The sequence below is a fragment of the Falsiroseomonas ponticola genome (assembly GCF_016805305.1).
Lineage (GTDB): Bacteria > Pseudomonadota > Alphaproteobacteria > Acetobacterales > Acetobacteraceae > Falsiroseomonas > Falsiroseomonas ponticola.
On sequence record NZ_JAERQN010000005.1, the window covers coordinates 240,551 to 252,934 of the forward strand.

A 12,384-nucleotide genomic window follows, 5' to 3' on the forward strand; every position below is an offset into this window, starting at 1 on the left:
CAAACCGGATGGACAGCAGGCATGAATAGTGTCGATGGACACGGAATGGTTGTGATGACGTTGGTGTTTCCCGCAACGATGCGTGCGGGGCTGCCGCGTGTCGCGGCGTGCGGGCCCGGCGACGCGCGCCGGGCCCGAATCGCGGTCAGCCCGCCAGCCGTGCCAGCAGCCGCGCATGGCTGCGCGTGCCCTGGTGGAAGCAGCGCATGTCGAACTTCTCGTTCGGGCTGTGCACCTGGTCGTCCTCCAGCCCGAAGCCCATCAGCACGGTATCCAGGCCGAGCACGTCCTTCATCGAGGACACCACGGGGATCGAACCGCCGCAGCCGATCATGGCGGCGGGCTTGCCGTATTCATCGGCCAGCGCGGATTGGGCCGCGCGGATGAAGGCGCTGTCGGCCGGCACCTCGATCCCGGGGCTGGCGCTGCCGCCCTGGAAGGTGGCGGTGGCGTCGGCGGGCAGGCGCGCGTTCACGAACTGCTTGAAGGCGTCGAAGACCTTGTCGTGGTGCTGGCCGGGCACCAGGCGGAAGGTGATCTTGGCGTGCGCCTCGCTCGGGATGACCGTCTTGCTGCCGGGGCCGGTATAGCCGCCCCAGATGCCGTTGATATCGGCGGTCGGCCGCGCCCAGAGCCGTTCCAGCGCGCCGCGCCCCTTCTCCCCGACCGGGACGGAAAGCCCGATGGCGCCGAGGAAATCGTGCTCCGAGAAGCCCAGCGACTGCCATTGCGCGCGCAGTTCCGGGGAGACTTCCGGGATGCCGTCATAGAAGCCCGGCAGCTGCACGCGGCCTTCGGCATCGTGCAGGTCGCCCAGGATCTTCGTGATGAGGTTGTTCGGGTTCAGCGCGCTGCCGCCATACATGCCGGAATGCAGGTCCCGGTTCGCCGCCTTGATGTCGAGCTGCACGAAGACCATGCCGCGCAGGCGGGTGGAGAGCGCGGGCGTGTCGATGTCCCACATGCCCGTGTCGCTGATAATGGCGACATCGGCCTTCAGCTCCGCGGCGTTCGCGGCCATGAAGGGGGCGAGGTTGGGGGAGCCGATCTCCTCCTCGCCCTCGATCACCGCGGTGATGGCGCAGGGCGGGCCGCCGGCGATGCCGTGCCAGGCGCGCATCGCCTCGATCCACATCAGCGTCTGGCCCTTGTCGTCCACCGCGCCGCGCGCGACCACGCGCTTGCCATGCGGGCCATCCACCACCACGGGCTCGAAGGGCGGGCTGGTCCAGAGCTCCAGCGGATCGGGCGGCTGCACGTCGTAGTGCCCGTAGTAGAGCAGGTGAGGCGCCTTGGCGTCCTTGGGCCCGGGGTGATGCGCGACGACGACGGGGTGCTTCGGCGTCTGGCGGAGCGAGGCGGTGAAGCCGATCGCCACCAGCTGGTCCCGCACCCATTCGGCGGCGCGCACGCAATCCGCGGCGTGGTCCGGCTGCGCGCTGATGGAGGGGATGCGCAGCCACTCCACCAGGCGTCCGACGGCGGCGTCGTGGTCCTTGTCGATGGCGGCGAGCAGCTTGTCGGTCAGGTCCATACTCACACTCCGGTCTTCAGTCGTCGGATCAGTTGGAAGGCGGCGGCGACCGTCGCGGCGCGAACCGCGGCGCGGTCACCGGGAAACACATGGCGTTCCACCAGCGTCAGCGACGCGCTGGCGGCGCCGATATAGACGAGGCCCACGGGCTTCTCGGCCGATCCGCCGCCCGGCCCGGCGATGCCGGTGCAGGAGACGGCGATGGCGGCGCCGGAGCGCGCCCGCGCGCCCTCCGCCATGGCATGCGCCACCGCTTCGCTGACGGCGCCCACGGCCGCGATGGTCGCGGGCGGCACGCCGAGCATGGCTGCCTTGGCCTCGTCCGAATAGGTCACGAAGCCCGCGAGCACGGTGGCGGAGGAGCCTGGCACGGCGGTCAGCGCGGCGGCGATCAGCCCGCCGGTGCAGCTTTCCGCGGTCGCCAGCGTCTCTCCGGCGGATTGCAGCTCCGCCAGCAGCGTGGCGGCGTCCTGCAGCGTCGTCTCGGGCAGCATCAATCGAGGATCCCCGGATAGAGGCGGGTGAAGGCCAGCAGCCCCGCGGCGCCGATCAGCCCGGCCAGGATGTCATCCAGCATGACGCCGAAGGCGCCGGGCTGGGCATCCGCCCAGGAGATGGGCCAGGGCTTCACGATATCCAGCGCCCGGAACAGCGCGAAGGCCAGGAAGATGCCGGGCAGCGTGGCGGCGGGCAGGGCGGCCAGCACCAGCAGCATGCCCGCGCCCTCATCCGCCACGAACCAGCCGGGGTCTTCCGTCCGCTCGTCCAGCACCTGCGTCGCGGCCCAGTAGCCCGCGATGGCGATGACGATCGCCAGGCCCAGGCACCAGGCCGGCCCGGCCAGCGCCATCGGCAGCACCACCAGGCTGCCCCAGGTGCCGGGGCCGGGGCGCAGCCGGCCCGCGCCACCCAGCGTCGCCACCAGCATCGCCGGCGTCACGGGATGGAATCCAGGAAACGGTCCAGCGCGGCGATGGCGAGCGGTTCCTCCAGCGTCGGGCAGTGGCCGGTGCCGGGGATGTTCACGAACTCCAGGCCGGGGCGCTCCTCGCGCATGCGCCGGGCGGTCTCGGCGGATAGCAGCTCGGACAGCTCGCCCCGCAGCAGCAGCGTCGGCGCATGGGCCAGCGCGCCGAAGGGGCCCCAGAGGCTGGGCAGAGCGCGACCGCCCTGCATGGCCTGGGCGATGCGGGTGTCCCAGCGCGGGTGCCAGCGCCCGTCATCGCCCTTCGCATAGGTGCTCGCCGCGAAGCGCCGCCAGCCCTCCTCGTCGATGGTCAGCGGCGGCAGCGTCGCCTTCAGGTGTTCCACGCAGCGATCCAGCGTCGGCAGCGCGGGATCGCGCGCGACGAAGTTCTGGACGTGGTCGAGCCCCACGGGTTCCAGCACCGGCCCCACATCGTTGAGCACGGCACCCGCGATGGCGCCGGGGCGGACCACCGCCGTGATCATGGTCAGGATGCCGCCGAAGCTGGTGCCGACGAAGACGGCGCGGTGGCAATGCAGCGCCGCCATGGCGTCCAGCACGTCGCGCAGGCTTTCCTCGATGGCGTAGCGGGACAGGCGGTCGGGCCGCGCGCTGTCGCCATGCCCGGCATGGTCCAGGCACAGCACGCGGCGCTTGCCGCCGTGCCGGTCCGCCAGCGCGGCGAAATCGTCGCTGTTCCGCGTGATGCCGGACAGGCAGAGGATCGGCGTGCGCGCCGGGTCGCCTGCGAAATCCTGGGCGGAAAGCCGCAGCCCGTCCCGCGCGCTGAAGAAGATCCTCACGGCCGGCCCTCCAGCAGCGCGGCCAGGGGATGGGGCAGGGATGCCGTCTCCGGGTTCCTCGCGCGGTACACCACGACGTTCTCGATCACGCGCTGGACGTAGTTGCGCGTCTCCGCGAAGGGGATCTGCTCGATCCAGTCCCGCACATCCGGCCCCGACGCCACGCGCGGATCGCCATAGGTGCCGAGCCATTCATCGACGCGCCCGGGCCCGGCATTGTAGGCGCCGGCCGCCAGCGGCATGGCGCCGCCATAGCGGCCCAGCATGTCGCTGATATAGGCGCTGCCGAGCCGCATGTTGTGCGCACCATCCGTCGTCAGCATGCCGAGCTGGTGCGGGATGCCGAGCCTGCGCGCAACTTGCGCCGCCGTGGAGGGCAGCAGCTGCATCAGCCCCCGCGCATTGGCGGAGGACACCGCCGTCAGGTCGAAATTGCTCTCCTGCCGCGTGATGGCGTTGACCAGCGCGGCCTCCGCCCCATCGGGCGGTGCGGGGTAGGGGGTGGGCCAGCCATCCTCCAGCAGGATCACGCCATCGGCGCCGGCGCGGCGCGCCACCCAGACGGCGTGATCGGGCCGCCGGATCGCGACGGCGAGGCGCGCGATCAGCCAGCGGTCGCCGGCATCCGGGGAGAGGTCCTCCATCCGCAGCAGGAAGACCCGCGCGCGGTCGGACTGGCCGAGATCGGCGAGCGTGATGACCGCCCGCGCCATCTCCCGCCCGATGAAATCCGTCGCGACCTGGGCGGAGGGCGCGGGGGAGGGGTGGCGCGTGATCCGCGCGCTCATCTGCGCCGGCGCCTCGCCCAGCGCCAGGCTGGCGAGCTGGCCGTAATAGGCCGTCGGCAGCGCCGCCGCTTCAGCCCATTGCACGCGCGCCTCCGCGGTGCGGTTCTGCGCCGCCAGCGCCAGGCCCTGCCAATAGGCCGCGCGGGCGCGGGTGATGACGGAGACGCTACCCTCCGCCACCCGGGCGAAATGGCGCTGCGCGCCCGCGGCGTCACCCAGGCGCCGCAGCGCGATGAAGCCGGCCAGGAACTCGCCCTCCTGCCGCGGCTCCCCGGGCTCCGCCTGGCCATGCCCGGCGGCGACCCGATACGCATTGGTCGCATCGCCGAGGCGGAGCAGCTTGCGCGCCAGGATCTGGCGTTCCTGCCAGATCCAGCGCGCGGCCTCCGGCGCCAGGTCGCGCTGCAGGGGCTCGGCCGCGATCCAGATGGCGGCGGCCTCCGCATCCCGGTCCTTCCGGCGCAGCATCCGGGCGCGGTCATGGGCCAGGCCGATGTCGCGGCCGCGCGCATCCCCCTCCCGGTCCGCGCGGAAGGCGAGGCGCGCCTCCGCGATGGCGCGGCGGGCGGGGTCCAGCCGGGGCATGGTGCGGCCGGCGGCGCTGGCCTGGTTCTCCCAGATCAGCCGGTCCACGCGGCGCCAATGGTCATCCGCGGTCAGGATGGCGCCGTTGCGTTCCAGGAAGGCGGCTTCCGTCGCCGCATCGGCGGGGCCGTCCCGCCAGGCGGCGCGCAGCATGGGCGCGGCCTGCGCCGCCTGGCCGGCGCGGCCCAGCGCATCCGCGAAGCGCTGCGCGCCATCCAGCGTGCGGGGCGGGCTGCGCGTGAAGTGGCGGAGCACGAGCGCGTCATCGGCCTCCGCCACCAGCAGTTCCTCCGCGCGGCGGGCGATGGTCTCGGGGAAGGGCCAGGCGGGGTTCTCCTCCAGCCAGGCCAGCGTCTCCCGCGCGCTGGCGCCGGACCCGCGCGCCTGGATGCGCCACCAGGCGACGATCTTGCGGGCCAGCGGATCGGCGGCCAGCGCCACGCTCTCGGCTTCCAGGAAGCGGTTCTGCTGGGCCGCGGCCAGCGCCTGGCGGCCGGCGAGGCGCGCGCCCTCGCTCGCCCAGGGCTGGGCGGCGGCAGGCAGGGGAAGGAGGAGGGGCAGGAGCAGCAGGATGCGGCGCATGGGCCGGGACCATAACCCGATCCGGCGCGGATTCCCCATCCCCACCCGCGCCACCGCGCTCCACCTTGCCCCGGCGCGGCCGCGCCACTAGGTTCCACGCCCCACACGAGGCATGGATAGAAGCAAGATGTTCAGGGGTTCGCTGGTCGCGCTGATCACGCCCATGCAGGCCGACGGGTCCCTGGACGCGAAAGCCTTCTCCGACTTCGTCGAATGGCAGATCGCCGAGGGCACCCAGGGCATCATCCCCTGCGGCACTACGGGCGAGAGCCCGACGCTGTCCCATGCCGAGCATCACCAGGTCGTGGACCTCGCCATCAAGGCCTCGAACGGGCGCGTGCCCGTCATCGCCGGCACGGGCAGCAACAGCACGGCGGAGGCGGTGGACCTGACGCGCCACGCCAAGGAAGCGGGCGCGGACGCCGCGCTGGTGGTGACGCCCTACTACAACAAGCCGACGCAGGAAGGGCTCTACCTGCACTTCATGGCCATCGCGGATGCGGTGGACCTGCCCATCATCATCTACAACATCCCGCCCCGCAGCGTGATCGACATGACGGTCGAGACGATGGCGCGGCTGGCGAAGCACCCGAACATCATCGGCGTGAAGGACGCGACCGCGAACCTGACGCGCCCGCTGCACACCCGCGCCGCCTGCGGCCCGGATTTCTGCCAGCTGAGCGGGGAGGACCACACGGCGCTCTCCTACCTCGCCGCCGGCGGGCATGGCTGCATCAGCGTCACCGCCAACATCGCCCCCCGCCTGTGCCGGGAGATGCATGACGCCTGGGCGGCAGGGCGCATCGCCGACGCCATCGCCATCCAGGACCGGCTGGTGCCGGTGCATGACGCGATGTTCTGCGAAACCTCCCCGGGCCCGGTGAAGTACGCCGCCAGCCTGCTGGGGCGCGGGACCGACCATTGCCGCCTGCCCCTCGCGCCGACCTCCGATTCCACCAAGGCGCGCGTGCGCGCCGCGATGACGGGAGCAGGGCTGCTGAACTGAGCGCCCCGCGCCCAGTCGCCCGGACAGCATGGCGGAACCCCGCAAGAAAGGCCTGATCAGCCACGGCATCGCCTCGCAGAACCGCAAGGCGCGCTACGACTACAAGATCGGCGACACGATCGAGGCCGGCATCATCCTGGTGGGGCCGGAGGTGAAGAGCCTGCGCGCCGGCCGCGCCACGCTGACCGAAGCCTGGGCGGGGGAGCGGGACGGGGAGATGTTCCTGTTCAACGCCTATATCCCTGAATGGCAGGCGGGCAGCTACGTCGCCAACTTCGAACCCCGCCGCCACCGCAAGCTGCTGCTGCACCGCAAGCAGGTGCGGGACCTCTCGAGCGCGATCGCGCGGGACGGCATCACGCTGGTGCCGCTGCAGATCCACTTCAACGAACGCGGCATGGCCAAGGTCCTGCTGGGCGTCGGCGAAGGCAAGAAGAAGCACGACAAGCGCGCCGCCATCGCGGACCGCGACTGGCAGCGGGACAAGGCGCGGCTGATGCGGAACCGGGGGTAGCGCCGGGGAACAGGGCTCCGCCCTCTTCCCCGGGCCACCAGCGCCAACCCCTCGACATCCCCGCCCCAGCCGCGCCACGCTCCGCCTGCTGATCGGGGGCGTGCATGCGGCTGGCTGCTCTGTTTCTCGCGCTGATCCTCGCCGGTTGCGCCGCGGCGCCGGCGGGGCGGGAGGAGGTGCACAGCGTGCCCATCCCCGGCGCCTTCCAGGCCATCGTGGTGAAGCTGTGCCGGCCGGGCGTGCCGGGGGTGGTGCCGCTGGCCGTCATCAACCATGGCTCGCCCGCCCAGGCGGCGGACCGGGCGACGGCGCGGCTTGCGGATTGCGGGGCGGAGGCGGTGACCTGGTTCACCCGGCGCGGCTTCGCCGTGGCGCTGCCGCTGCGCCGCGGCTATGGCGAATCGGGGGGCGACTGGGCGGAGGGCTTCGGCCGCTGCGCCGACCCCTTCTTCGCCCCGGCGGGGCGGGAGACGGCGCGGGACATCCGCGCCGCGATCGACTTCGCCATCGGCCTGCCGGACATCCGGCCGGAGGGGGTGCTGGTGGTGGGCCAGTCCGCGGGCGGCTGGGGCGCGCTGGCGCTGGCGGCGGAGGATCCGCCCATGGTCGGCGCCCTGGTCAGCCTGGCGGGTGGCCGCGGCGGCTGGGCGCAGGGGCGGGCCAACACCAATTGCCGGCCGGAACGCCTGGTCTCCGCCGCCGGGGAGTATGGGCGGACGGCCCGGCTGCCGATGCTGTGGGTCTATACGGCCAATGACAGCTTCTTCGATCCGGACCTGGCGCTGGCGATGCACCAGGCCTTCACGGCGGCGGGCGGGGCGGCGGAGCTGGAGATGCTGGGCCCCTTCGGCCGGGACGGCCATTCCCTGTTCTTCGGCCCGGGCGGCAGCGCCGTCTGGGGCCCGGTGGTGGAGGCCTTCCTGACCGCGAACGGCTATGCGCCGCGTTCTGCGACACGGTGATGGCACCGGCCTTGCATCCGGCGGCGGCCGTGACACGTAAGGCCGCCGAGGAGCAACGCGATGGATGAGGGTGACGAGGTCCCGCTGACGGGCAGGGTCCGGGACAAGCTGGTGGAGACGAAGCAGGGCTGGGCGCGGGACGGCCGGCTGCTGACCGGCACGACCAGCTCGCCCGATCGCGACCGCCTGCCCCCCGGCCAGCGGCTGGTGACGGATTTCCCGGTGCTCGACCTCGGCGTCCAGCCCAACGTGACCCGCAGCAATTTCCGCCTGCGGGTGGAGGGGCTCTGCGCCGCGCCGCTGCGCCTGACGCTCGACGAGTTCATGGCCCTGCCGCAGCAGGAACGGGTGAACGACATCCACTGCGTGACGCAGTGGTCCCGCTACGACAATGCCTGGCAGGGCGTGCCGGTGCTGGACCTGCTCGCCATGGCGCGGCCGAAGGCGGAGGCGCGCTTCGTCGCCTTCACCAGCTATGACGGCTACACCACCAACCTGGCGATGGAGGATTTCGCCAGGCCCGAGAACCTCTTCGCCCATTCCTGGGAGGGTTCGCCGCTGGAGCGCCGGCATGGCGGCCCGGTGCGGCTGGTGGTGCCCCATCTCTATTTCTGGAAGAGCCCGAAATGGATCACCCGGGTGGAATTGCTGCGGGAGGACCGGCCCGGCTTCTGGGAAGTGCGCGGCTACAGCAACCGGGGCGACCCCTGGACGGAGGAGCGCTATGCGTGACGTCATGCCCCGGGATGCGGGACCCGCGGCGCCGGCCATCGGCCGGCGTGTGCTGCTCGCGGTGCCGCTGCTGATGGCGGCCGGGGCCAGCGCCCAGCCGGCGCAGACCGCCTTCGACTTCGCGCTGGACAGCCTGGATGGCGGCCCGCTGCCGATGGCGGAGTTCCGCGGCAAGGCGATGCTGGTGGTGAACACCGCCAGCTTCTGCGGCTTCACGCCGCAATACACGGGGCTCCAGCGGCTGCATGACCGCTACCAGGCGCGGGGCTTCCTGGTGCTCGGCGTGCCGTCCAACGACTTCAACCAGGAAAGCCGGGACGCCGCGCGCATCAGGGAATTCTGCGAGACCACCTACGGCATCACCTTCCCGATGGCGACGCTGACCAGCGTGCGCGGGCCGGCGGCGCATCCCCTCTTCGCCTGGCTCGCCGCCCGCGCCGGCGGCCCGCCGCGCTGGAATTTCCACAAGTACCTGGTGGGGCGGGACGGGCGTTCGGTGCGCGCCTTCCCGACCTCGACCGAACCGGACAGCCCCGTGCTGACGCGGGCGGTGGAGGCGGCGCTGGAGGGGCGGCCGCTGGTGTAGCGGGCGGGCGCAACTCTGCGCCGTCACCTCCGTTGTTGCGGCATCAGCAGCGGAGCAAGCCCCATGAACAGCATCGTCTATATCGTCGGCGCCGTCGTCATCGTCCTGGCGATCCTGAGCTTCCTCGGCCTGCGCTGAGCGTCAGGGCGCCTCGTCCCAGCGCCGCCAGGCCCGGCGCATCGCCCAGGCGGCGGCGATGGCGCCGCCGAGCATCGCGGTGACCACCAGGGCCAGGACGAGCCAGGCGGGATCGACACGGTCGAGCGCCGACCCGCCCTTTGCATCATCCACCGCGACCGCCGCGGCCAGCAGCAGGATGACGCTGCCGAGGCCGCCGACCGGCAGGGCGATCAGGCCCTTGAACAGGGCACGTGACCGCCGGGTCGGCCGCCGGGCCTGCCGGTAGCCGAAGCCGGCGAGGAGGAGGGCCGGCGTGCCCGCCAGGATCCAGTGCAGCGCCTCCGGGCCGGCCCAGGCGGTGCCATACACCACGATATCCAGCACGAAGGCGGCGACGATGCCGCAGGCCAGGCCGAAGGCGCCGGCCTTGGCCGCCGGCTTCAGCGAATCGAACATGTCCGCCCGGCGTGCGGCCCCGGCCTGTTCCAGCAGCGCGGCCAGGCCTTCCGCCAGCGCCTCCGGCTTCTCCGGCCGGCCCTCCGCGGCGCCGGGCCAGGCCCGCAGCATCTGGGCGAGGCCCTGGCGCTCCGCCGCCATCAGCTGTTCATCCACCTGCCGCACCAGCGCGTCGAGCCCCTGGCCGAGCCGGGCCTCGCCCCGCCGTATCGCCTCCAGGATGTCGCTGCCGGGCACGTCGAGGGCCGCTACGCGATGCGCGCCAGCACGTCGGCGGTGACCGCCTCGAACATCTCCGTCGTCAGGCGGCCGGTATTCGTGTTGTAGCGGCTGACATGGTAGCTGTCGGCCAGCAGGCGGCCATCCGGCAGGGTGTGCACCGCGCCATGGGCGAATTTCAGCCGCGACATGGGCAGGCCATAGGCCTTCAGCAGCGCGTTATGCGCGACCAGCCCCAGCGCGATCACGGCGCGCAGCCGCGTCAGCGCCGCCAGCTCGGCCTTCAGGAAGCGGTTGCAGGTGGTGATCTCGGTAGGCGTGGGCAGGTTCTGCGGCGGCACGCAGCGCACGCCATTCACGATGCGCACGCCCTTCAGCACCATGCCGTCCCGCGGATCCTCCCGGTACTCGCCCTCCGCCAGGCCGAATTTCAGCAGCGTGGCGTAGAGCAGCTTGCCGGCATGGTCGCCCGTGAAGGGCCGGCCCGTGCGGTTGGCGCCGCGCACCCCGGGGGCGAGGCCCAGCACCAGCAGCCTGGCATCCCGCCCGCCCCAGCTGGGCACGGGCGCGTTGTGCCAGGCGGGCTCCTTCGCCCGGTTCTCCAGGCGATAGGCGACGAGCCTGGGGCAGAGCGGGCAGTCCCGCGGCGGCTCCGCCGCGTCCCGGGATGGCGCCGCCGGGTCGGCCGCCACGCTCACTCCGGCAGGTCCGCCACCGGGTCGCGGAAGGGCTCGGCCGGGGTCGCGCGGGGGCGTTCGGGCGCGCGGGGGGCGGGCACCATGCGGGGGCGGGGGTCCAGCTGGCGGCGGGTGATGTCGGGCGCCAGGTCGGCAAGGTCGATGAACTGGTCCGCCTGGCGGCGCAGCTCATCCGCCACCATGCCGGGCTGGGTGCGGATGGTGGAGAGGACGGAGACGCGCAGCCCCTGCTGCTGCACCGCCTCCACCATCCGCCGCAGGTCGCCATCCCCCGCCACGATCACCACATGGTCGAGCCGCGGCGCCAGCATCATGACATCGACGACGATCTCGACCTCGATGTTGCCCTTCACGCGGCGGCGGCCGGCGGCATCGGTGAATTCGCGCGCGGGCTTGGTGACGACGCTGTAGCCGTTGTAGCCGAGCCAGTCGACGAGCGGCCGGAGCGGCGAGTATTCGTCGTTCTCCAGCAGCGCCGTGTAGTAGGACGCCCGCACCAGCCGCCCGTGCCGCCGGAAGAAACCGAGGAGGTTCTTGTAGTCAACGTCGAAGCCGAGGTTCCGGGAGGCAGCGTAGAGATGCGCCCCATCGATGAACACGCCCAGCCTCTCCTGAGAATCGAATTGCACCGCGTGATCTTTCGCTCAAAGAGGGTGGAAAATAGCGGAAGACGCCGGCAGCGCCACCGTTGCGGTTCGGAAAACCCATGAAGTTGATCATCGTCGCCATCGGCGCGAACCTGCCGGGGCCCGATGGCGCGCCGGCGATCGAGACCTGCCGCCGCGCCGCCGCCGCGCTGGATCGCCTGCCGGGGTATCGCCTGGCTGCCCTTTCCCGATGGTTCGCGACGGCCCCCGTGCCGCCTTCGCCATCATCCCCGGACTACGTGAACGGCGTGGCGCTGCTGCGGCCCGAAGGCGACCGGGATGTGGCAGGGGACCCGGCGCGGCTGCTGCGGGCGCTGCAGGGGATCGAGGACGCCTTCGGCCGCGTCCGGCCCTATCCCAATGCGCCGCGGACCCTAGACCTCGACATCATCGGCGTGGGCGCGACGGTGCGGGATGCGCCGGACCCCATCCTGCCGCATCCGCGCGCGCATGAACGCGCCTTCGTGCTGGCGCCCTTGTGCGACGTGGCGCCGGGCTGGGTGCATCCCCGGCTTGGCCTGGATGCCGCGGCGCTGCTGGCGCGGGTGGGGGAGGCGGGGACGCGGCCCATCGGCTGACGGCCCGGCCCTTGCATGGAACCGCGCTTGCATCCGGCGGCCGGGATGGCTAGATCGGAGGTTCACCAGAGGCGGGGAGGGGTCCGTCCGCGCGCATCCGCGCCCGGCAAGGCCCCGCACACCCCGCGCGTTACGGAACTGGAGCCGCCATGGCACGCGTCACGGTCGAGGATTGCATCCTTCGGGTGCCCAACCGCTTCGAACTGGTGCTGCACGCAGCCCAGCGCGCCCGCAACATCAGCCGGGGCGAGGAGCTGACGGTCGAGCGGGACAACGACAAGAACCCGGTCGTCGCGCTGCGCGAGATCGCGGACGCGACCGTGGACCTGGATCTGCTGCAGGCCGACCTGGTCAAGTCCCTGCAGCGCGCGCCGGAGCCGGAGCCGGCGGAGGAGGAGGTCCTCGACCTCATCGCCACCGACGAGAACATCTTCGGCGTGATGGACGTGAACGAGGAGCAGGTGACCGACGGCGCCGGCCTCGAGGACCTCTCGGCCGACGACATCGAGGCGGCGATCGCCGCCGAGCTCGGCGGGAAGCGCTGACCGCGACAGCCTGCCGCGGGGGCCCCGCCCCCGCGACCCCTGCAACGGCCCCGGGAGGCCGG

General features: G+C 72.4%; 15 protein-coding genes. 7 read left to right on the plus strand and 8 right to left on the minus strand.

What is annotated here, in order from left to right; translation table 11 throughout:
- Positions 1-145: 145 nt before the first annotated feature.
- From JJI54_RS16745 to JJI54_RS32750, 5 genes are read right to left on the minus strand one after another with little or no spacing between them, the layout of a single operon-like run.
- Positions 146-1,534 carry a dipeptidase gene (locus JJI54_RS16745; protein WP_203074161.1) on the minus strand — a complete coding sequence of 463 codons (1,389 nt, stop codon included), beginning with the start codon at positions 1,532-1,534 and terminating at the stop codon, positions 146-148.
- A gap of 2 nt (positions 1,535-1,536) precedes the next feature.
- Entirely contained in the window at positions 1,537-2,028 is a 492-nt protein-coding gene (locus JJI54_RS16750) for a CinA family protein (protein ID WP_203074162.1), read from the minus strand.
- Positions 2,028-2,474 carry a phosphatidylglycerophosphatase A family protein gene (locus JJI54_RS16755; protein ID WP_318987521.1) on the minus strand — a complete coding sequence of 149 codons (447 nt, stop codon included), beginning with the start codon at positions 2,472-2,474 and terminating at the stop codon, positions 2,028-2,030. The genes JJI54_RS16750 and JJI54_RS16755 overlap by 1 nt, the downstream gene beginning before the upstream one ends.
- Entirely contained in the window at positions 2,471-3,304 is an 834-nt protein-coding gene (locus JJI54_RS16760; protein WP_203074163.1) for an alpha/beta fold hydrolase, read from the minus strand. Before JJI54_RS16760 ends, JJI54_RS16755 begins: the two co-directional genes overlap by 4 nt.
- Positions 3,301-5,259, minus strand: coding sequence for a lytic transglycosylase domain-containing protein (locus JJI54_RS32750; RefSeq protein ID WP_203074164.1), 1,959 nt, complete (start codon positions 5,257-5,259; stop codon positions 3,301-3,303). Before JJI54_RS32750 ends, JJI54_RS16760 begins: the two co-directional genes overlap by 4 nt.
- A gap of 127 nt (positions 5,260-5,386) precedes the next feature.
- Here JJI54_RS32750 and dapA point away from each other — a divergent pair, with 127 nt between their 5' ends.
- The 5 genes from dapA to JJI54_RS16790 all read left to right on the plus strand — a co-directional run bounded on the left by dapA (position 5,387) and on the right by JJI54_RS16790 (position 9,059).
- A complete protein-coding gene (gene dapA, locus JJI54_RS16770) occupies positions 5,387-6,265 on the plus strand; it encodes a 4-hydroxy-tetrahydrodipicolinate synthase (protein ID WP_203074165.1) in 879 nt (292 codons plus the stop codon).
- Between the two features lie 28 nt (positions 6,266-6,293).
- Positions 6,294-6,779 (plus strand): SsrA-binding protein SmpB, encoded by a 486-nt coding sequence (gene smpB, locus JJI54_RS16775; protein WP_203074166.1) that lies wholly within the window; start codon positions 6,294-6,296, stop codon positions 6,777-6,779.
- Positions 6,780-6,883: 104 nt separating this feature from the next.
- Positions 6,884-7,741 (plus strand): alpha/beta hydrolase family protein, encoded by an 858-nt coding sequence (locus JJI54_RS16780; protein ID WP_203074167.1) that lies wholly within the window; start codon positions 6,884-6,886, stop codon positions 7,739-7,741.
- 60 nt (positions 7,742-7,801) lie between these two features.
- Positions 7,802-8,473 (plus strand): sulfite oxidase-like oxidoreductase, encoded by a 672-nt coding sequence (locus tag JJI54_RS16785; RefSeq protein WP_203074168.1) that lies wholly within the window; start codon positions 7,802-7,804, stop codon positions 8,471-8,473.
- Complete coding sequence (locus tag JJI54_RS16790) at positions 8,466-9,059, plus strand: glutathione peroxidase (RefSeq protein WP_226381831.1); 594 nt, start codon at positions 8,466-8,468, stop codon at positions 9,057-9,059. Before JJI54_RS16785 ends, JJI54_RS16790 begins: the two co-directional genes overlap by 8 nt.
- A 141-nt stretch (positions 9,060-9,200) precedes the next feature.
- Here JJI54_RS16790 and JJI54_RS16795 read toward each other — a convergent pair whose 3' ends face one another.
- From JJI54_RS16795 to JJI54_RS16805, 3 genes are read right to left on the minus strand one after another with little or no spacing between them, the layout of a single operon-like run.
- Entirely contained in the window at positions 9,201-9,872 is a 672-nt protein-coding gene (locus JJI54_RS16795; protein ID WP_203074169.1) for a hypothetical protein, read from the minus strand.
- An 11-nt stretch (positions 9,873-9,883) separates the two neighbouring features.
- The gene (locus JJI54_RS16800) at positions 9,884-10,546 is read right to left on the minus strand and encodes a uracil-DNA glycosylase (protein WP_203074170.1); all 663 of its coding nucleotides are present in this window, start codon (positions 10,544-10,546) and stop codon (positions 9,884-9,886) included.
- Between the two features lie 2 nt (positions 10,547-10,548).
- On the minus strand, positions 10,549-11,181 hold the full coding sequence (locus tag JJI54_RS16805; protein ID WP_203074171.1) for a LabA-like NYN domain-containing protein: 633 nt from the start codon (positions 11,179-11,181) through the stop codon (positions 10,549-10,551).
- Positions 11,182-11,258: 77 nt separating this feature from the next.
- On the opposite strand from JJI54_RS16805, the gene folK reads away from it, so the two are divergent.
- Both folK and rpoZ read left to right on the plus strand, forming a co-directional pair.
- Positions 11,259-11,777, plus strand: a complete 519-nt coding sequence (gene folK / locus JJI54_RS16810; RefSeq protein ID WP_318987522.1) for a 2-amino-4-hydroxy-6-hydroxymethyldihydropteridine diphosphokinase — start codon at positions 11,259-11,261, stop codon at positions 11,775-11,777.
- Between the two features lie 149 nt (positions 11,778-11,926).
- Entirely contained in the window at positions 11,927-12,322 is a 396-nt protein-coding gene (gene rpoZ, locus JJI54_RS16815) for a DNA-directed RNA polymerase subunit omega (protein ID WP_164695802.1), read from the plus strand.
- Positions 12,323-12,384 lie beyond the last annotated feature (62 nt).